The organism is Risungbinella massiliensis, assembly GCF_000942395.1.
Lineage (GTDB): Bacteria > Bacillota > Bacilli > Thermoactinomycetales > Thermoactinomycetaceae > Risungbinella > Risungbinella massiliensis.
Window position 1 is genome coordinate 1246193 of sequence record NZ_LN812102.1, and the last position, 19467, is coordinate 1265659.

The following is a 19467-nucleotide window of genomic DNA, read 5'->3' on the forward strand; positions in this document are numbered from 1 at the left end:
CACTTTAATCTATAGGTGCTAATTATTCAAAACGCTCATTACTATCCTTCTCTCTTTCCAATTCTTGCTTACGCATGGAAGAGATTTCATTTTCAAATTCTTTTTCTACCTTTCTTGCCCAATGTGTAACATTAGAATCTTCATGTTTTTTTAAGTCTGATATCAATCTTAAACGTGTTTTCATAATCTCAGCTCGTGAGCTTCCCCATGTAGTTGGTTTAAAATTTGACTTAAATTCCTCTAAGATTGCAATCGGATCAAATGAATTAGTAGTTATTCTTGATGCTAGCGAAGTCCATTCCAACATATTTCCATTCTCACTTTTTTGAAAAGGAATGATAGCAGAAGCTACACTAAGGTATCTAGTTTTTGGATTTGTATTACACCAATTAATAACTAGGTCATCGTCTATATGAGTTATCGGGTTGAAATCATCCCTTATATTCCTCCAAGTAATACGATCTACCCGGGAATTTTGCTTTATATCTTCTCCCAAAAAAACATCAAGAAAAACACATGGTTGCGTTGTTGCAAGAGCCTTCAAAACATGATCGTATCCCGTAAAATATATATGAGATTTTACACATGCTTGAAAAAGATTATTACATAAGAATCTTGAATTCTCTTGGGCTGATTCATTAGCAAAGCAATGGTTAATAATTAAAGCTAAGTGGTGATCTTCCCTACTACTTTTTTTGGTAAATTGAAATTTTAAAAGCAATTCTTGTCCGATAGAAATGATATCATCACTTAATACATTCTCTTTTGCGTGAATCCTCCTTGACAAAATCTCGATTGCTACCTCTATCCCTTCCTGATTAGAAGCCATTAACCTTAGTAGTTCACACAGGGTTCGATCATTTATTGTTAAATACGCTAATCTCCAATAAGTCCATAAAGGTGCTAGTCCAAGTTCAAGAGAATTTTTAAGCCTTTCTACACCCTGGATGGTTATTTCCACACTAGTTTGTAAATATGGAAATAACCTAGCTAAAACTGTATCAGTAACCGCCTCGTTGAGAAATTTATCTAATAATTGTGGATCTATTTCTGAAATAGCATTGAGAAATCCACAAATCACCTGATAATTTCGATCTGATTCTTCTAGAAGATATAATTGTTCTCGAAAATCCTTCCACACTTTTTCAGGATTTTCACATCCATCTGCTAAACCTTGACCAAAATTAAACAACCTACTACCATTACTCCTTAAAATATCTGATAATAGTTCCTTAAAAGCATCGTTGTTTAATGCAACTTCACTTCCTAAAGATCTAATAATGCTTTCTACTGTATCCTCTCCTTGATTTTCAATGGCATCAACTAAATCTAAAGCACTAGAACTCTCTGATTGAATAAAGAGTTTTGCCCGTTCAATTAAAGTTGTTGGTTTAAGTATCGTATCTAGGTCATTCAAACGTTTAATCAGGTCAGGGGTCATTTTCTCAACATCGAATCTTTTGGTGTTTCTTACAGCTAACCATCCTTTCCTCCAACCACCTTTATTCGAAAATTTCTTTGCGGCTACTTCTAATTCATCATACATACCTATAGTCCATAACTCTTTAAAATTCTCCGCCAAGAGATCTTTTGCTTTAGACGATACAGGGTGATCAGAAATTCCAAGATTTACAGTATAATTGATAAATAATTTAAACCATTTTTGGATCTCTTCTTTAGTCGCTGGCGAATAGCCATAGTCTCTAGAGCGAGCACCAAATTCAAATTCATAATGCGATGTAAAATGCATCGATTCTAAAGCGGCTTCTAGTAAAGAAATACCTAGAGCTTTTTTATCCTCACAGTCCGATCCTAGTAGACCCGTAATGATCCCTAGTCTCTGTTCAGGAGTAGCATGTGTGCCTGATAAATATATATAGAAAAGCGATTTTAACATATCTCTTATTGAATCATTATTTTCATCAGAACTCTCTGAAAGTGCAAAGTTACAAAGCAGTTCAACAGATCTCTCAAACAGATTTATATCATACGCTAGAGATCGAAGAAGCCTTGTAAAATACAAATAGTGAACATTTTCGCGTGTGAAAAACCTTTGATTCTCTTCCTTTGTAGATACTCTTTCAATAGTAGAGAGTGTTAATTCTGGATCTATAGGAGCGACATTCATAAGTAGGTTAATACCAAGTTCATTTAAGTTGCTTACATCTCCTAATAAACCATTCTCTGAAAGCCATCTATTAGAAATTATTTTTGCTTCTTCAGTTTCGTGTAGAAAGCTTAAACGTCTAGAAAATGATTTTAGCATCCTTTCTGAGCCCTCTCTTTCAAACACATTATATAAATTATCTAATGGAATGTTTTCAAGAGCACTCTTTGCAAGCCTATTAGCAACCGCATGAGGTAATACTGCTCTCCATATATTCCTTTGCTGAATAAGATCCCTTCTCTTTAATTTCGCTATGTTTCTATAGGTTTCATTAACGCTCATGTTAATTAAAGAACTAAGAAGTTCTAACTCATCACCATTAATCTCTCCATTAAATGAATACACAAGTGAACAGACTTCCCCAGTTTTCAATAGAGAGTCGTCTTCTCTTTGGTTCTGGTAAAACAATCGACTAAACAGTTCACTGTCACTTAAATTAGCTAGATTATCACCTTTTTTAATGGTATTCGCTAAAGCAATAGCAATCCGAGCGTTGCCTCCCGAAAATTCAGCAATGGTACGGGCATTTACTTCGCTTACATGTCTAAATCGAGAACATATAACATTTACAATTAACTCCTTAGAAGCTGGTTCTAAACAAAACACTTCAGTTTCCTCAGGTTGATCTTCTTGTACATCATACTCAACTGTAATTAAACTAACTAAACTACCTGATTTTGAACAAACAGAAGTTAAACGACGATGTAATTCAGGAGAGCAGTTATCAATAACAAGAATAGCTGGTTTTTGTAGAGCAATTAATCTTTCTGCAAAGTTAAGAGGGTCTGGATTAGGACTGTCACTAATATCAGAATAAAACACTTGAGATTGGTTTAATGGTCTTTCACCAATTCGTTCATCAAATAGGGCTTGCACTAGTCTAGTTTTCCCCACACCCGATAGCCCTACTAAGCGAACAGAAGATCGTGGACAACAAAGGATAGTTCGAATTTCATTAATACCATCTACAGCGGAAAAACCACCTTCCCCGTGGTTTGCTCTATTGTGAAGTCTTATATGCTCATCTAAATAGTACTCTTCTCCGATACCTTGTGGACACCGTGCCCAATTTCCGTATGCACTCCATCCTTGGATTGGTCGTCCTATTTTATCCCGTACCCAAAGGATTATAGATGGATGACTTCGAACCCATCCTGCAATTCTCTCTCGATCGTAGAAATCGACTTTAAGATCAGAAGCACTTGGGTAATCAGTCAATGCTTCTACCATCGCATTTTTTCGATCAGCAAGAGCAGAATCAGCAGTTGAACCTTGACTACTGACAATGATATACGCTCCTTTGGCATCAATTAAATCTTTAATAACCTTTCTTAGATCACCATTTGGTCGCATTTCCTTCAATATATCGCCACGTGGCATATCAGGTTTTTTTACTTGAAAGCCCGTTTTCGACCTTGGAATAAAGCTATCTTCATGTATAGAAGTTGTAAGCTCAACACGAACATCAATGCCTCCGTCTTTGGCATTTTGATGACCTCCCCATGTAACACCAGCCGTAGGTATTCCATTAGCACGAAGATCAGCTTCACAAAGAAGACCAACAAGAGATCTTAATTCACTATCACTAAGTTCGTTAATATCATTTCCTGTAATTTCAATCATGATGATCCAATAACCCCCTTTTATTTAATAATCAAAAATAACCTATCCCTGAAATCGTAGGAAGTAGGCTATATTTAGGTAAATATTTTGATTTTATTTTAATAAATTGCGAACTATCAGTACAGTAGTGATTTAGGTTTGCAATTGGTACGCATCACGTTACTAATATGGTTACGGACGGTTTTCTCGCTGATAAATAGTTGTTGAGCAATGTCTTTGGTAGTTTTATCTTGAACTAGTAGTTCAAAAACTTCCCGCTCTCGATTGGTCAACAAGGGTTTGCCTTTATGAGTACTCAATTTCTTGCCACCCTTCTTTGCAAGAGCAGTGAGAACGCGAGGGCCAGGGATTCAGTTTCACCTTATCCTATGAGGTTCATGGGTTTTCGGTGAGGGGGCAGGGTAAAATTAGGCAGGTTTGCGTTCACTTGAGTGACTGAATTATCGTATGCACTCAGCAATGGGAAAGTGAGAGACAAGAAACCCCTTGAAATTATGCAATAAACGTAGAATTTTATTTAAAATCACTATTGCGAAATAGGACATGTTTCATGATAATAGGAGAAAATATTTATTTCGTAACCAGAAAGAAGATGAAGACTAGATGAATGCTCTACGGAACCATTTCTGGAGAAGTCTCTTTTTTATTGGTGGTTTATGGATTTGCTCAACAGCGATTGTCATCTCTGTCAAAGCCGATTTTGGTGTACCTTCTTGGGATGTCCTGCATATTGGGCTAACAAACTATACTCCACTAACAGCTGGTACTTGGAATATCATACTTGGAATTCTGATCGTACTTTCCACTTGCCTCTATAGTCGCCGTTTACCGAAATGGGGCACTTTACTTAACATGATCTTAATTGGCGTATTTTTTGATCTCATTACCTTTTTAGACTTCATACCAGATCCTCCCAACTTAGCTATGAAGGGAGTTTGGTTCCTCTTCTCGATTGTTCTCCTTGCCTTGGGGAATACAATGTATATAGTAGCTCAATATGGTGCTGGTCCTAGAGATGGCTTGATGCTGATCCTAACTGAACGGACTGGTGCCTCTATTCGGAAAGTACGTACTTACATCGAGATTAGTGCTGTCGTCCTTGGGGCTTTGTTGGGAGGTCCAGTCCATATCGGAACAATACTTTTCTCTTTTACCATCGGACCGATTATTCAATTTTTCTTGCCCAGATGCGAAAAGGTATTAGATTCTCTTCTAGTAGCGAAAGAAAAACAACCATCTGCCCCCCGAACGAAAATTGCATAGTTGAACTCATATTTTATTTTTATAGAAGAAGCCCCTTTGTTAAAAAGAGGCTTCTTATCATGTATTCATCATGACAATAAAAAAATATGCGTTTTGTTATTATATTATATTGATATTTTAGATAAATTAGTAGATAATAAGGAAGTCGTTGATAGATAGCAACCAAAAGAGGACAAAGAGGACCCATCCTACTTCTTTTCGTTGCTGTCTATCAACGAGAGGAGGTTCGCTATGTGCCCGGTTTGCTTCCGTAAGCTCTCCAACTGCACCTGCTAGCGCAACCATTTGACTAGCAAAAACTAGTCAAAAAGGCGGTCACTCTATACTTAGGTAAAGAGTGACCGACCATTATTTTTTTAACGTACCTTCAACTGATCTGCAACTATTATTCCATTATAAATATAGAATTTTCGTAAGGTCACCAACTCCAATTGGTGACCTTTTTTGAGTTTGCTCCATCCAAATTTTACATACTATTTATAATTGAGATAAAATAATAATTACTATAATTTATTCTACCCTTATAACTTATATAGGGACAAACATAGGAGGAAGTCTATGAAGAACTATATAATCTTTGGAGCAAGCAAAGGGTTGGGAGATGCATTTGTAAAAGGGTTACCTGATCAAGGAGACCAAGTATGGATCGTTTCTAGAACGCAGCCTGATAGTTTACAAATAAAGGATGGGGTACATCGTTCTTGGATTGAAGCAGACTTATCCAAGCGTTCTTCCAATCAAAAAATAGCAGATGCCATACAAGAGCAGAGAATGGATGTTTTAATATATAACGCAGGAATTTGGGAGAAAGAAGGATATACCGAGCATTATGACTTTGAAAAAGATGAGTCAGATCATATCGTTGATATCATGAATGTAAATCTAACATCCGCTATCACTTGTATACAAAGACTATTACCCAATCTTCGAAAATCTAGTAATGCAAAAATTGTACTAATCGGATCTACTGACGGACTCGAAAATGCAGAGAGTACACAGGTAGCCTATACTGCTTCCAAATTTGGAATACGTGGTGTGGGAAATGCTCTGCGTGAGCATGTACGGAAGGATGGGATTGGGGTAACATGTATCAACCCTGGAAATATTGCGGCAATGATCCCTTATGAAGAAGGAATCGAGAAAGCGATATCTAGATATAACGGAACTCGTATCCCCGTCCAAGATATTGTCTCATTGATTCGGTGTGTCATTGAACTCTCCCCTGTTTCATGTGTCAAAGAGATTAACGTTCCTGCGATGAAAGATACTTTTGCATGATAGCTAGGGTTCTTCAACATTACCAAATAACACTCCCAAAAAAAAGCACCAATGACATTTACCATAAAGTGTAAATGTCATTGGCACAATCCTACTATCTTATTATATTTTGGTATCTGGTTTAATCTCGATTAGTTCTGCTTGAATAACGTAACGATCGGGTGCACTGCCTACAAAATCGAATGGATAGCAAGTAGTAAGGGTGAGAATCGGCTTGGAATAGGGAACAATCACCGTTAGATCCTCTGCATGTGTAATCCAGGTCTTTCGGATCTGATAGACATAGACCTTTTGATAGGATCGAACATAGAGGCGGTCCCCTATCTTCAATTTCCCTACCTCTCGAAATACCGTGTCTCGATGTCCTGATAGAACGACATGCCCAGTTTCACCTGGATTCACGGTACCATATCCGATATAATGTCCAACGCCTTTTTCTAGTGAATCTTCATCTGCTCCTTCCACAATTGGCAGAATAGCTCCTAGTTGTGGGAGGACTAACTCACCCATCTCCTGTCCTATAGGGGTTTTCTGATTAGTTTTCTCTCCGACTGCTAAGGGTTGCTGATATGTTCGATCTTGCCAATCAGTAGCAATCGCTTGTGCTTCTTTCGGATCATTACGTATTAGCTGTGATTGCTGCCACCACTGCCAAGCATTTGGAAATAGGAGAGCACATCCTGCTATGATAATGAGCAAACCTAGTATTTTTCGCATCAGCTACCACATCCTTATGAAAAAGAGGCGCGCCAATAAGGCACCCCTCTTATTCTACTCTATTTAAGAAGCACGACGGAAGCGAACTAGTACTGCTCCCAAAGCTAACAATGCCATACCAGCGAGAACACTTACTGGATAAGAGGTAGCTGTTTTCGGCATTGGACCACCAGGTTTGGTTTCCTTTACGATCTTCTTAGCATCTTCAGGATTTAGTACTGGAGGCTTTGGTTTGCCAGGTTCTTTTACAGGTGGTTTTGGTGTAGCAGTTCCATCTGCTTTGACTTCGAATTCTAAGTATTGACCTAGGGCAGTTTCTTTTCCATCTACAAGACCTACAAATACGACCACTACTTCGTATTTACCAGGTTTTAGTTTATCAAAGGTATGGGAGAAAGAGAGCGTATTTTGAACTGCTTCATGTTCTGCAATCAACTCTTCTCCAGACCCAACTCCAATCCACCAAACACCTTCTTCAACTTTCTCTGCATTCATGATGTTCGCATTAAATTGATGCTTTCCATTAACAGCTTTGTATTCTAAATTGATAGCTGGTACTTTTACATCAGTAGAGCCAGTAACTTGTTTGCCATCTACTGTACCTTTGTACTCTACTTTTACGTTATATGGCTTCAAATCTTCTAGAGGAAGCTCGTAGCTTAGCGTGGTTTTAGAATTCTTAACATCGCCCAGCTTTTTGTTATCTAAGTATACAGTCCAAGTACCATTTGCCTTTTTAGCACCTTTAAGCTTTGCATCTAAAAGAACAATTAACTCTTCGGTTTCATCATCCACAGTCACTTGTAGATCTGCATCGATCTCTACTTTTCCAGCTTGTTCGGATGGATTGCTAGGAGTAGTAGGATTGGTTGTGTTTAGTTTCGTTCCAGGAATCTTGATTTCAGTAGAACCAACAACCGTTTTTTCATCCACTGTCCCACTAAATGAGATTTTAACCACTTGATCTTTATCACTGTTTTTCACTTCATAAGTAGTCGTCGTTCCTTTGTTCTCTTGTGTTGCTACTACTTTACCATCCACTTGAAATGTCCAAGTACCTTTGGAATTAGCAGCATCTTTTACCTCTTCAATTGAAGCAGAAATCTGATTACCGGATTTATCTGCTGTTGCCTTGAAATCAGCTTTCACTTTCACAACTGGCAATAAATCTGTCGCAAAGACAGTTGTTACGTTGAATTGTACTAGTGTAAATATCAATGCAAACGCTAACAAAAATGAGGTATACCGTTTCAAAGAATCTCCCCCTAAGGTTCAAAAGCTATTTTTGTAATACTCACTTAGCATAATCTTCGGACTGATAAACAGCAATATCCAAAGATATCCAATTTTTGAACAGTTTTAAGGAGAGGAATATTGTCTATAAAGTGAACAGTTAACAAAAACCAGTAGGTACATTCCTACTGGTTTTTGTCTAATATCTATTTTTTCGCTAGATATTTACGAATATCAAATGCTACGGCAATCACGATAATTAGACCTTTGATGATCAGTTGCCAATATGGACTTACTCCGATAAAGGTGAGTCCATAGTTGATCACGCTAAAGATCATTACCCCAGTGACAACACCTGGCACTGTACCGATTCCACCTGCTGTCGAGACTCCCCCTACAACACAGGCTGCGATGGCATCAAGTTCATACATGTTTCCGTAGTTATTGGTAGCTCCACCAGTACGAGCCGCTTCCAGCACTCCACCCATTCCATAGAGAGCACCCGCGATCGCGTAGATGGCAATTAGCGTCATCGCTACGTTGATACCCGATACTTTGGCTGCGGATTCATTTCCTCCTATGGCATACATGTTTTTCCCAAAACGAGTTTTATTGAAGACAATCCAGACTATTACGGTAATGATGAGGGCGATCAAAACAATATATGGAATAGAGTATGGACCAGAGCCGATTGCTCCTGAACCGAGGTTGGTAAAATCTTCACGAAGCCCCCCAATTGGTTGGGAGTTGTTTGGCTCTAGATCAAAGTAAATGGAGTTGATCCCAAGAACTGCCACCATCGTACCTAATGTTGCGATAAAGGGAGGTACTTTTAGTTTTGCAACGATAATTCCATTAAATAGACCGACTAATAGACCTGCCAATACTGCTAAGAGAATCGGAACCCAAAGTGGAAGCGGGTCCAGATTAGGATAAAAACGTTGTGCATAATCTTCAATCTGCAACATGGAAGCAGAAAGTACAGCGGTCAGTCCTACCACTCGCCCTGCTGAGAGATCCGTCCCACCAGTAATAAGGACAAATGCTGCCCCCAAAGCGATGATCAGGCGAGTAGAAGATTGCATGAAGATATCTCGAATAGAGTTAATGGACAAAAAATCCGAATCATAAATCTGAATACCCAAGATGAGGGCAGCAAGTACGATATATAAGGCGTACTGTGAAAAGAAATTTTGTGCTTTTTGGACATTAGACATTGGACTGGCCTCCTCTAGTTACACCATGTACTTCGTCGCTAGGCTCATAATTTTTTCTTCGGTCGCCTCTGTTTGGTCCAAAATTCCAGAAAGTCGTCCGTTAGACATCACCATAATGCGATCAGACATCCCGATTAATTCTGGCATCTCTGATGAAATCATCATAATAGCCTTACCTTGTTTGGCTAATTCGGTAATAATGGTGTATATCTCAAATTTTGCTCCCACATCAATCCCACGTGTTGGTTCATCTAGGAGCAATATCTCCGGCTCCGTTAATAGCCACCTACCAAGGAGTACTTTTTGTTGATTTCCACCAGATAAATTCTGGATGATGGTTTTGTGCGAAGGGGTTTTCACTCGAAGTTTTTCGATCTGATCTATGGTATCTTGTAATCGTGCTTTATCGTTTAATAGACCAAACTTCTCATATTTTTTTTGATTCGCAATCGTAGTGTTTTCCAAGATGGAGAGCTGCGGAAAGATACCCGTTGTCCTGCGTTCCTCGGTGAGTAATGCGATATTGTACTTTTTGGCATCGAGTGGCGATTTGATCTTAACTTCTTTGCCATGAATCTCGATCTTGCCTGATGAGATCTTTTCGAGTCCGAATATAGCCTCTATCAATTCTGTCCGTTTCGCTCCAACAAGTCCGCCAATCCCCAATATCTCCCCCTTACGAAGATCAAAAGAGATTTCTTGGAAAGACATCGGATTCACTGAAGTGAAATTCTCTACTTTCATCAAAACTTCATGATGTTCTCGTTTTTGTCGATCAGGAAAACGCTGAGTTAAATCTCTTCCTACCATCCGTGAAATGATAAGATCAGTGGTCAACTCCGATGCTTCCCAAGTTCCGATCTTTTTTCCATCTCGCATGATGGTCACATCATCAGAGATTCGAAGAATTTCCTCCATTTTGTGTGAAATATAAATAATGGCAACGCCACGACTCTTCAGTTTGGTAATAATCTTGATTAACTGTTCTACCTCATTGGAAGTCAGCGATGAAGTAGGTTCATCCATCACGATAATCTTGCTGTTAAACGAAACTGCTTTCGCAATCTCAATAGACTGTACTTTCGAAACAGAAAGGTTACCTACTTTTTCGTGTGGATCCAAATCCATCTCCAAATCTTGAAACAATTGGATGGTATCTTGTTCCATTTTCCGAGAATCTACCAATTGGAAGAAACCCAAACCTTTGGTCGGTATCCTTCCGATCCATAGATTCTCCATTACATTTCGATGAGGAATCGGGTGAAGCTCTTGGTGGATCATGGAGATGCCATGATTCAGTGCTGTACTGGAATTTTGAATATTGACTTTCTCTCCATTTACGAAAATTTCACCTGCATCCTGCTGATAGATTCCAAATAAACATTTCATCAAAGTGGATTTCCCAGCACCATTCTCTCCCATCAAAGCGTGAACAGTACCTGGTCGAACTTGTAAAGTTAAATCGTCAAGTGCTTTTACCCCAGGAAACTCTTTGGAGATATTCTTCATTTCTAATACATAGGTTGGAGTTGTCATCTCTCGTCTCCCTTCCGGCAAGAAGGACTGCTATATTTGAAAACAAAAACTAGATAATTTTCAGTAAATATGTGATGAAGTAAAACATTTTAAAAGAGAGGGAAAACGGATAGTTCAGAATTAAGAGTGTTTTCCCTCTTGTAAGCGCTTAAATTTTCAAGTTAAAAAAATTTATTGAGTAGCGTCATTCAAGTTATCTTTCGTTATTTTTTTGTAAGGAATCCAGATGTATTTCTCGTCTGTGATATCATAGCCAACGTTTTCTTTAGTAGGTTTTTCTCCCTTAGCTAGTACAGTAGCCAAGTTAACAGTTGCAATACCTTGGTTTTTCGCATCATTCAAAACAGTCCCCAGAAGTGTTCCTTCTTTGAGAGCTTGGATGGCAGGAGCCGTTGCGTCTACCCCTACTACTGGTAGAAACTTATTGTCTTTGAAGTATCCTTTTGCTTTCAATGCTTCAATCGCTCCCAATGCCATATCATCGTTATTAGCAAAAACTGCTTCGATTTTATCGTTATGAGCTGCAAGGAAGGCAGCCATTTTTTCTTGGCCTTTTACACGATCCCACATTGCTGTGTCTTCTGCTAGTTTTTCCACTTTAATACCTGCGTTTTGAACAGCCTCAATGGAAGCTTTGGTACGTAATTCTGCGTCTTGGTGACCAGGTTCTCCTTTGAGCATTACATATTGGAGGACACCATCACCATTCTTATCTGCTTCAGGGTGAGTTTTAAAATATTCAGCGATGATCTCCCCAGATAGAGTACCAGACTCTTCTGCTTTCGCCCCAACATAATAAACTTTATCCCATTTTTTCATATCATCTGCGAGTGGTTCCCGGTTTAAGAACACAACAGGGATGTTCGCTGTTTTTGCTTTATTAATAATGACACCAGCTGCTGTGCGGTCTACTGGGTTAATTGCAAGCGCATTCATTTTTTTGGTGATGAAGAGATCTACCTTTTCATTCTGTGTAGGTTGAGCATTTTGGCTATCTACAATATCTACTTCTGCTTTGCCATCGGCAGCTTTGGTAATCGCATTCCGAACACCTGACATAAAGGTATCGTCAAACTTGTAAATAGCGACCCCGATTTGTGGTTTTTCATTTCCATCAGCATTACCTGAACCAGACGAACATCCAACAGCTGTTGCGAGCAGTGCGCCTGTAGCAAGAATAGAAAGCGCTTTCTTCATTTTCATCCCTCCACCTTTGTTGCTTACTAAGTAAAGTATCCAGAAGACACATAAGAAAACAATAAGCAACAATTATGAACTAATTGTGACTATTATTATAGTAATGAATTAATAATATAAATTCAACATAAATATCTTTGTAGTTTTAAAAAATATCCCTTGCAAATACATTTTTTTAATGTTAATTCAATCAGAATTCACTCTTTTCATAGTGACAGCTCTACCTTAGGCAGGTTTTCTCCATATGGTAAAGTAATATGGGTAGAGAGCTTTTTTGGCGCTCTCTATGGGAGAACTCATTCCATGATGAACCTCAACATCTTAGAAAGCAGGCGTTCTCATTGTTTCTTTTTCTTCTACTGGGTTTTTTCATTGGTATTTTACAAAAGCAACCTTGTATCCCATAGAACAACCAAAGCAAAAAGTAGTCTAAGAACAACAAACACCAGACGATCCAATCCAAAGACCGTCTGGTGTATATCCTTATTCTGCCTTTATTATATTTTCCGATGAGATCGACAATGATTGAAGTCCTTCTTTGGTCACCACATACGTATTTTCTACACCGATAACTCCCTCTCCCGGAAAAGTAAACTTCGGCTCAATAGCAATAACCATGCCTTCTTCTAGTGCCTGGGTGAAACCTTTTGCTAATATCGGTACTTCATCTAATTCCAATCCAACTCCATGCCCCAAAAACTTCGCCTGATCCTGTCCATATCCCATAAAGTGTTCAGATAATCCAAACTCCTTTACCATTTCCAGCGAGCGAAGATAGAGGTCTTGCCAAGGGATTCCTGGTTTCCCTAACTCCTCTACCTCTCGTAAGATTGCTTGCGCCTTCTGATATGCATCTTGATGTTTGGGAGACATTGCCCCGATTACGGCCATCCGGGTCTGGTCTACAATATACCCTTCCACTATCGTGCTAATATCAACTAAGATTGGTTCCCCTCTCGCAATCGTTTTTTTGCCAGCTCCTTGAGGGCTAGCGCTAGAAACTCCCAGTCCTCCTGCAGGCCCATCAAAATAAGTAGGGCTAGCGGCTGCCGCACCAGATGACACCATCCCCAAAGCCAATTCCTGATTATATCCGCGCATACGATAAATATTTTGATTGCCTCTTACACGGAAAAAATGCTCAATGTTAGCAGCCAACTCAAGCTCCGTGATCCCCTCACGCAACCAACTCGGAAGCTGTAACAGTACGTCATTGACAATCTGAGCAGCGTTTCGGATCTGGGTTAACTCATATGGGGATTTAATAGATCGTAAGAGACGTAGATCCCATGAGCAGTCCACCATCTCTGCATTAGGAAAGAGCTTACGATAGCGTGTGGCAATGGAATATGGCAAGACATCAAGTTCCATTCCGACTTTCTTCAAAGAGCCAAATCGAGCACGAAGACGTTCTCCTAACTCACGAAATCTTCCCATTTCCTCTGTCTCTAAATGGGTTTCTTGCGATGCTCTCGTCAAGCTCTTTTTTACATAGAAACATGGACTACCAGACTGTGGAATGAGGAGTAATCCATTTTGCATACTACCTGAGTAATAATAAACCCCAATATTCTGGCTTAATAAAACACCATCTAAATCTAACTCTTTCAATTTCGCTTGCAACAATTGAATTCGTCGTTGTACATCCTCCACAGGTACCTGTTGTAGCAACTTTCCATCGCCTCATTTCCCAGATTTGGAATAAAAATGGATAGACAAAGAGAGCATAAGGTTAAAATAGCTCGCAGAATGGAGTTTCCTTATGGCTCTTTTTCTCTGGATCTTAGGCACGATTCTTCTTTTAGCAATTTTACTAGATCTTGCTTATCATGCCAGTCAAAAATCACGTTCCCAACTAAACATGCTCCGAACTTCCGAACAAACAAAAAATCCGGGAAAACCAGTGATCCTACTTATTGTCGACTCTCTTATGGATGCACCATTACGGGAAACGATCGCGATGAGAAAAGCTCCTGCCCTACAATTTTTAATGGAGCATGGTAACTATATCCCGAAAATGGTCTCCGCTTTCCCTACCATGTCTGTCACCATCGATAGTACACTACTCACTGGTAAACTTCCGCGTGAACACCATATCTATGGGCTCATGTACTACCATTCGGATGAGAAACGGATTGTGAACTTTGGTACTGGAGCAATAGAATCACTATTAGTCGGGGTCAAAAAGATAGTTCAAGACAGCCTGCTACGATTAAATCAGCAATACCTAAATCCAAAAACTCCGACCATCCACGAAGAATTAAAAGAAACCGCTTCCATCAATGCTTTGGTCTATCGTGGTCCGGAGGCGCACACTATTGTTCCTCCGTGGCCAGTTGCTTGGTTTGGTATCTTGCCTAGAAAAATCGCAGTTTCCGCTAGCAAATTTTTTTCTTTTGGTGTCTTGCATCGAATTAGTCCCAAATCGAAAAAAGGGAAAGCTTGGAACAAGTTTGGAATGAATGATCGTTTCACCCAAATGGAATTAGTATCTCTAATTCAACATGACCTTTTGCCACCGTTTACGATTGCCTATCTTCCTAAAAACGATGATCCCGTTCATCGGAAAGGACCTGCCGAAGTTAAAGGGATTCTCAAAGTGGATAAAGAAATCAGCACCATACTGAACTCATTTCCTTCTTGGGAAGAGGCAATCTCTTCCTGCATCTGGGTCGTGATGGGAGATAGTGGGCAAGCCAACATCTTAGAAGATCGTTCTCAAGCACATGTAGATCTCAAACCATACTTCTCCTCTTATTCTATCACGTCTCCTAAACAAAAGCGTTCTCATCCCGATGATCAATTGGCGATCTGCGTGAATGAACGGATGGCATTTCTCTATCTATTGGATGAGAAAATCACCATCGAAGAAATCGTAAAACACTGCTTGCAAGAATCACGAATAGACTTAATTGCTTGGGCAGAAAATGGTTGGATTCATGTAATGAGCGGACAGACCGAAGGGCATTTTCAATATCGTCCTGAGGGACCTTATCAGGATGAATTCGATCAGACATGGGATATGGTTGGTGATCTATTCCTAGCTGATCTCACCATTGAGGAACAAAAAATTCAGTACGGATTCTATCCAGACATTCTAATGAGACTATATGGGGTGATGGACACAGCGGAGCGGGTCATCGTCATCACGGTAGCACCTGGCTATGAAATGGTTTATGAAACTTCTCCGCGTCATCGCGGTGGCTCTCATGGTGGGCTACATCAAATGGATTCTCAAATACCTATGATCATCTGTGGAACAGATAAAAAGCCACGCTATCCCCGTATTATCGATATAAAAGAATGGATCATTGAGCTAGTACAAGAGCAAACAACAGAACAAGAGCAGATCAAAGAACAAGCACCAGAAAATGGTTAAATCTTCCCTTGGGATACATGCTATTAGGGAGCTTCTATATTACAGTAGAGCTCCCTTTTGGTGTATCTCAACAAACGATTAATGCCATTGAAAATAATAAATATGATCCGAGCTTACAACTCGCTTTTAAGTTAGCGAAAGTTCTAGAAACTACGGTGGATTCGTTATTTCAACCTTAAAATTGCGAAGGAGATAAAAATATAAATGGATTTTTAATACTAGTGGCAATAATTAGTTTTCTGGAAAGCACCGATCCACTGATCACTGTTATTCATGGATTAGATTTCCTTATTATCGCAATCATCGGTTATGCTTTACACTATGTCATCGCACGAAAAAAACTAAGCGCCAGTATGTAAATGAGAAACTGCCTCAACTAATCTTACCTTTTTGAGATTCGCCTACAACTGAGATTTTGATCCATCCACCCCTCATTATCTTTCTGTATAGCATGAGACAAGCCGTTTCTTACATAGAATGAATCGGAAATGATAGAGAAATGAGGGGACCATTTGATTCGACTGTCTCGTATTCAAATCCAACAAGAATTAGGCGATCTCCAGCCCGAAGAGTGGGCTTTTCATCTTTTGCAACAAGACCCATATGCTCCTTTTTTGTCTCCCTCTCGAACCATTTTTCTCATTCGCAAAGCTTTCGAGATAGGAGAAAAATGGGCGAAACCTTTTCAAAATCAAATAACTCTTACCTCCATAGCCAACCATCTAGTAAAAGATGGGGTTCAGATCCTTTTAGTCGATCAGCACCCAGAAAATTTGGAAGTTAGGGCAGAATACGACCGTAAACAAAAAAGAATTACGATTTACAGACATAGTTTCGCCCAGCTACACCGTTTCTTCCATCAGTTAGGCTATGAAATACCAGAAGAAGAATGGATCCTACTCCACTTGACTCATGAGCTATTCCATCATCTAGAGACCAAACTTCCAAACCGACGTGAATTTCCCACTCCCTCTGTTACTTTTCGCAAAGTAGGACCACTTCGTTTTCGTCGACGCATCTGGTCTGTTCGGGAGATCGCAGCTCACACATTTGCACAGAAGACACTCCACCTACCGTGGTCTCCCTACTTACTTGATTTATGGTTTCTGTCAGGTGATAAGGACCATACTGTAAATTTTGACGAAAGGGTATTACAACCCTTACGAATGTCTTACCAACAATTTTTAACCCAATTAGATAGTGGTACTTAGAGAAAAGCAGCTTGTTTGCTTTTTTCTTTTTTCTTTTTTTGTTGTATACTAATATTTACTTACTAACCAAAAAGAAGCGTAGAAGTATCGCAAGGGCTTTCTAAAAATAACGAGGTGATTGGGTATGGAGCATACCTGCATTTGCCCTAAATTTGAGGCAGCCATTGAAATTTTAGCAAAAAAATGGACAGGTCTCATCATTCGTGTACTGATGGAAAAAACTAGTCGTTTTCGTGATATTCGGGAACAGATTCCTCAGATGAGTGAACGCATGTTGGCCGAACGACTCAAGGACTTAGAAGCACATGGTATTGTAATCCGCCACGTACATGCCGAAACTCCCGTACGTGTAGAATATGAATTAACCCAAAAAGGACGCGACCTAACTCCCGTGATTGAATCCATTCAGTCTTGGGGAGAAAAGTGGATGAAATAAAGGAAATTGGGGCATTGGTAAGATAGAGGTGGTTTTATCATGACTACTCCTTATCGCTGTCCTTCTTGTGAAACGAATCGTAGCCGGTTTAACATCATCGAACAAGTGGTTACCAGTGTGAAAAAAGATGCTGAATCAGGAGAGGTTACTTCTTATGTCGATCCAACGGACCCCTTACAATATCGCTACACTGGGGAAAAGTATCGCGTGCAATGCGGAGTCTGTGGCATTGTAGAAAAAGAAGAGTTCTTTCAAAAGGCGGCGGAGCGCCCACATAGTAATCACTGATAAAAACAGGAACTGACATTGTTGGTTCCTGTTTTTATCTTGTACATTTCCGGTTTTTGTTTTTGGTATTTTAACAGTTTCCAAAGTAGTCCAACTACCATATCTATTTCGCTGTAATTTAATCCTAATCGGGTGTATAGTGGTTCAGATCCTGATGGCAGTCTCTGGTTTAGAAACAAAAGGGCAAAGAAGTTTAGATAAAAATACCTCCTAATGCAACCGTCTTTGGAGAGGGAAGATTCCCCTACTTCGTTCTTATCCCTACTACCAGAAATATATCCTAGACAATTTCCTTCCCTTCCCCTAGCATATTAAGTAGGAAAATGTTCTGTTTTCATATGACTTTTTAACTTAATCAAAGGAAGTGTATCTCGTCATGAAAGCGTTTCAAGAATCGATTTTGAAGCTGATCACCGAGACTTCTACTCGTCTAACTGCGGACGTCCAAACAGCGATCCGCTCTGCCAAAGCTCAAGAGGATGCTGGAACTAGAGCGAGCCTAGCATTGAACAAAATTAGCTCCAATATTGAAGTAGCCGAAGAACGTGTCTCTCCTATTTGTCAAGATACTGGAATGCCTACTTTTATTTTGCATGTGCCAGTAGGAGCAAACCAGATTGAAATGACCAAAGAGATCCATGCGGCAATTGAGCAGGCGACGAAAAATGGAGTACTCCGTCCCAACTCAGTTGACTCCCTTACTGGTGAGAACTCAGGGAATAACTTAGGTGCTGGAACTCCTGTCATCCATTACCACCAATGGGAGAAGCCGGAGATTGATGTTCGCCTCATTCTCAAAGGAGGCGGTTGTGAGAACAAAAATATCCAGTATAGTCTCCCTTGCGAACTAGAAGGACTAGGACGTGCTGGTCGAGATCTCGATGGGATTCGCAAATGTATCTTGCACAGTGTTTATCAAGCGCAAGGACATGGCTGTAGTGCTGGATTTATCGGAGTAGGAATCGGCGGCGATCGCACCACTGGCTATGAATTAGCCAAGCAACAGCTATTCCGAGAAGTAGACGATGTCAATCCGAACGCTGACCTTGCCAAACTAGAGGCCTACATCCTAGAAAAAGCCAACACACTTGGAGTCGGTACGATGGGCTTTGGTGGGAATGCGACGCTTCTTGGCTGTAAAGTTGGCGTAATGAATCGTCTCCCAGCTAGCTTCTTTGTCTCTGTAGCATATAACTGTTGGGCTTTCCGTCGTCAAGGTGCCTTGATCGATAGCAAAACTGGTGAGATCGAGAACTGGATCTATCCAGTAGAAGAGAAAAAAGCTGCAAAAGAAACAGTATCGACTCAGTCCAAAGAAGGCGAAATGACAGGAACGAGAGAAGTACATCTCACTGTACCGATCACCGAGGAACAAGTGCGTGACCTAAAAGTGGGCGATATCGTCTTTATCGATGGGCTGATTCATACCGGACGTGATCAAATCCACAAACATCTTATGGATCATGATGCACCAGCTGATCTAAACAATGGGGTTATCTATCATTGTGGTCCGGTAATGTTAAAAGATGCCGATGGTAAATGGCATGTCAAAGCGGCCGGTCCTACTACCAGTAGCCGTGAAGAGCCATACCAAGCGGACATCATCAAGAAATTTGGCATTCGTGTCGTTGCTGGAAAAGGTGGAATGGGTGCTAGAACGCTACAAGGTCTCCAAGAACATGGTGCCGTCTACCTCAATGCAATTGGTGGTGCAGCACAGTACTATGCCAACTGTGTAGAAGAAGTAGAAAGCGTCGATCTAATGGAATTTGGCGTACCAGAAGCAATGTGGCATCTGCGTGTCAAAGGATTTATGGGAATTGTCACCATGGACGCACATGGCAATAGCTTGCATCGTGATGTAGACAAATCTTCTTTGGAAAAACTAGCACAATATCAAGAGCGAGTTTTCTAAGTAATAT

At 40.0% G+C, this 19467-nt stretch carries 17 protein-coding genes and 1 pseudogene; 10 read left to right on the forward strand and 8 right to left on the reverse strand.

Annotated features, from left to right (window positions below):
* Window positions 1–22: 22 nt before the first annotated feature.
* Window positions 23–3790 (reverse strand): hypothetical protein, encoded by a 3768-nt coding sequence (locus VJ09_RS06555; protein ID WP_044640768.1) that lies wholly within the window; start codon window positions 3788–3790, stop codon window positions 23–25.
* A gap of 116 nt (window positions 3791–3906) precedes the next feature.
* Window positions 3907–4089 (reverse strand): helix-turn-helix domain-containing protein, encoded by a 183-nt coding sequence (locus VJ09_RS06560; RefSeq protein WP_044640769.1) that lies wholly within the window; start codon window positions 4087–4089, stop codon window positions 3907–3909.
* Window positions 4090–4393: 304 nt separating this feature from the next.
* Here VJ09_RS06560 and VJ09_RS06565 point away from each other — a divergent pair, with 304 nt between their 5' ends.
* Window positions 4394–5053 carry a YczE/YyaS/YitT family protein gene (locus VJ09_RS06565; protein ID WP_044640770.1) on the forward strand — a complete coding sequence of 220 codons (660 nt, stop codon included), beginning with the start codon at window positions 4394–4396 and terminating at the stop codon, window positions 5051–5053.
* A gap of 558 nt (window positions 5054–5611) precedes the next feature.
* Window positions 5612–6331, forward strand: a complete 720-nt coding sequence (locus tag VJ09_RS06570) for an SDR family NAD(P)-dependent oxidoreductase (RefSeq protein WP_044640771.1) — start codon at window positions 5612–5614, stop codon at window positions 6329–6331.
* A gap of 102 nt (window positions 6332–6433) precedes the next feature.
* Here the strand turns inward: VJ09_RS06570 and VJ09_RS06575 are convergent, their stop codons facing one another.
* The 6 genes from VJ09_RS06575 to VJ09_RS06600 form a co-directional block, all read right to left on the reverse strand.
* Entirely contained in the window at window positions 6434–7048 is a 615-nt protein-coding gene (locus tag VJ09_RS06575; protein WP_044640772.1) for a class D sortase, read from the reverse strand.
* A 63-nt stretch (window positions 7049–7111) separates the two neighbouring features.
* A complete protein-coding gene (locus tag VJ09_RS06580) occupies window positions 7112–8302 on the reverse strand; it encodes an LPXTG cell wall anchor domain-containing protein (protein ID WP_044640773.1) in 1191 nt (396 codons plus the stop codon).
* Between the two features lie 185 nt (window positions 8303–8487).
* Complete coding sequence (gene mglC / locus VJ09_RS06585; protein WP_044640774.1) at window positions 8488–9498, reverse strand: galactose/methyl galactoside ABC transporter permease MglC; 1011 nt, start codon at window positions 9496–9498, stop codon at window positions 8488–8490.
* Window positions 9499–9516: 18 nt separating this feature from the next.
* On the reverse strand, window positions 9517–11034 hold the full coding sequence (locus VJ09_RS06590; RefSeq protein WP_044640775.1) for a sugar ABC transporter ATP-binding protein: 1518 nt from the start codon (window positions 11032–11034) through the stop codon (window positions 9517–9519).
* Between the two features lie 171 nt (window positions 11035–11205).
* Entirely contained in the window at window positions 11206–12231 is a 1026-nt protein-coding gene (locus VJ09_RS06595; protein WP_044640776.1) for a galactose ABC transporter substrate-binding protein, read from the reverse strand.
* Between the two features lie 483 nt (window positions 12232–12714).
* Window positions 12715–13902 (reverse strand): M24 family metallopeptidase, encoded by a 1188-nt coding sequence (locus VJ09_RS06600; RefSeq protein WP_082050441.1) that lies wholly within the window; start codon window positions 13900–13902, stop codon window positions 12715–12717.
* A gap of 91 nt (window positions 13903–13993) precedes the next feature.
* On the opposite strand from VJ09_RS06600, the gene VJ09_RS06605 reads away from it, so the two are divergent.
* From VJ09_RS06605 to VJ09_RS06635, 8 genes and pseudogenes are all read left to right on the forward strand, one after another.
* Window positions 13994–15610, forward strand: coding sequence for an alkaline phosphatase family protein (locus tag VJ09_RS06605; protein ID WP_044640777.1), 1617 nt, complete (start codon window positions 13994–13996; stop codon window positions 15608–15610).
* Window positions 15611–15672: 62 nt separating this feature from the next.
* Window positions 15673–15789: pseudogene (locus VJ09_RS06610) on the forward strand (helix-turn-helix transcriptional regulator); the annotation flags it as partial.
* Between the two features lie 42 nt (window positions 15790–15831).
* Window positions 15832–15969 carry a hypothetical protein gene (locus VJ09_RS18380; protein WP_154662347.1) on the forward strand — a complete coding sequence of 46 codons (138 nt, stop codon included), beginning with the start codon at window positions 15832–15834 and terminating at the stop codon, window positions 15967–15969.
* A 153-nt stretch (window positions 15970–16122) separates the two neighbouring features.
* Window positions 16123–16821: a hypothetical protein gene (locus VJ09_RS06615; RefSeq protein ID WP_044640779.1), complete on the forward strand. Its 699-nt coding sequence runs from the start codon at window positions 16123–16125 to the stop codon at window positions 16819–16821.
* A gap of 124 nt (window positions 16822–16945) precedes the next feature.
* Window positions 16946–17257 carry a winged helix-turn-helix transcriptional regulator gene (locus VJ09_RS06620; protein ID WP_044640780.1) on the forward strand — a complete coding sequence of 104 codons (312 nt, stop codon included), beginning with the start codon at window positions 16946–16948 and terminating at the stop codon, window positions 17255–17257.
* Between the two features lie 39 nt (window positions 17258–17296).
* Window positions 17297–17545: a hypothetical protein gene (locus VJ09_RS06625; protein ID WP_044640781.1), complete on the forward strand. Its 249-nt coding sequence runs from the start codon at window positions 17297–17299 to the stop codon at window positions 17543–17545.
* A 28-nt stretch (window positions 17546–17573) separates the two neighbouring features.
* Entirely contained in the window at window positions 17574–17759 is a 186-nt protein-coding gene (locus VJ09_RS19140) for a DUF817 family protein (RefSeq protein WP_147635483.1), read from the forward strand.
* A 162-nt stretch (window positions 17760–17921) separates the two neighbouring features.
* The gene (locus tag VJ09_RS06635) at window positions 17922–19460 is read left to right on the forward strand and encodes a FumA C-terminus/TtdB family hydratase beta subunit (RefSeq protein ID WP_044640783.1); all 1539 of its coding nucleotides are present in this window, start codon (window positions 17922–17924) and stop codon (window positions 19458–19460) included.
* Window positions 19461–19467: the final 7 nt, after the last annotated feature.

Coding starts and splice junctions, on each gene's coding strand:
- mglC (WP_044640774.1), bottom strand. CDS start 9,498: ATGTCTAATGTCCAAAAAGCACAAAATTTCTTTTCACAGTACGCCTTA.
- VJ09_RS06555 (WP_044640768.1), bottom strand. CDS start 3,790: ATGATTGAAATTACAGGAAATGATATTAACGAACTTAGTGATAGTGAA.
- VJ09_RS06635 (WP_044640783.1), top strand. CDS start 17,922: ATGAAAGCGTTTCAAGAATCGATTTTGAAGCTGATCACCGAGACTTCT.
- VJ09_RS06605 (WP_044640777.1), top strand. CDS start 13,994: ATGGCTCTTTTTCTCTGGATCTTAGGCACGATTCTTCTTTTAGCAATT.
- VJ09_RS06625 (WP_044640781.1), top strand. CDS start 17,297: ATGACTACTCCTTATCGCTGTCCTTCTTGTGAAACGAATCGTAGCCGG.
- VJ09_RS06565 (WP_044640770.1), top strand. CDS start 4,394: ATGAATGCTCTACGGAACCATTTCTGGAGAAGTCTCTTTTTTATTGGT.
- VJ09_RS06590 (WP_044640775.1), bottom strand. CDS start 11,034: ATGACAACTCCAACCTATGTATTAGAAATGAAGAATATCTCCAAAGAG.
- VJ09_RS06575 (WP_044640772.1), bottom strand. CDS start 7,048: ATGCGAAAAATACTAGGTTTGCTCATTATCATAGCAGGATGTGCTCTC.
- VJ09_RS06620 (WP_044640780.1), top strand. CDS start 16,946: ATGGAGCATACCTGCATTTGCCCTAAATTTGAGGCAGCCATTGAAATT.
- VJ09_RS06570 (WP_044640771.1), top strand. CDS start 5,612: ATGAAGAACTATATAATCTTTGGAGCAAGCAAAGGGTTGGGAGATGCA.
- VJ09_RS06595 (WP_044640776.1), bottom strand. CDS start 12,231: ATGAAGAAAGCGCTTTCTATTCTTGCTACAGGCGCACTGCTCGCAACA.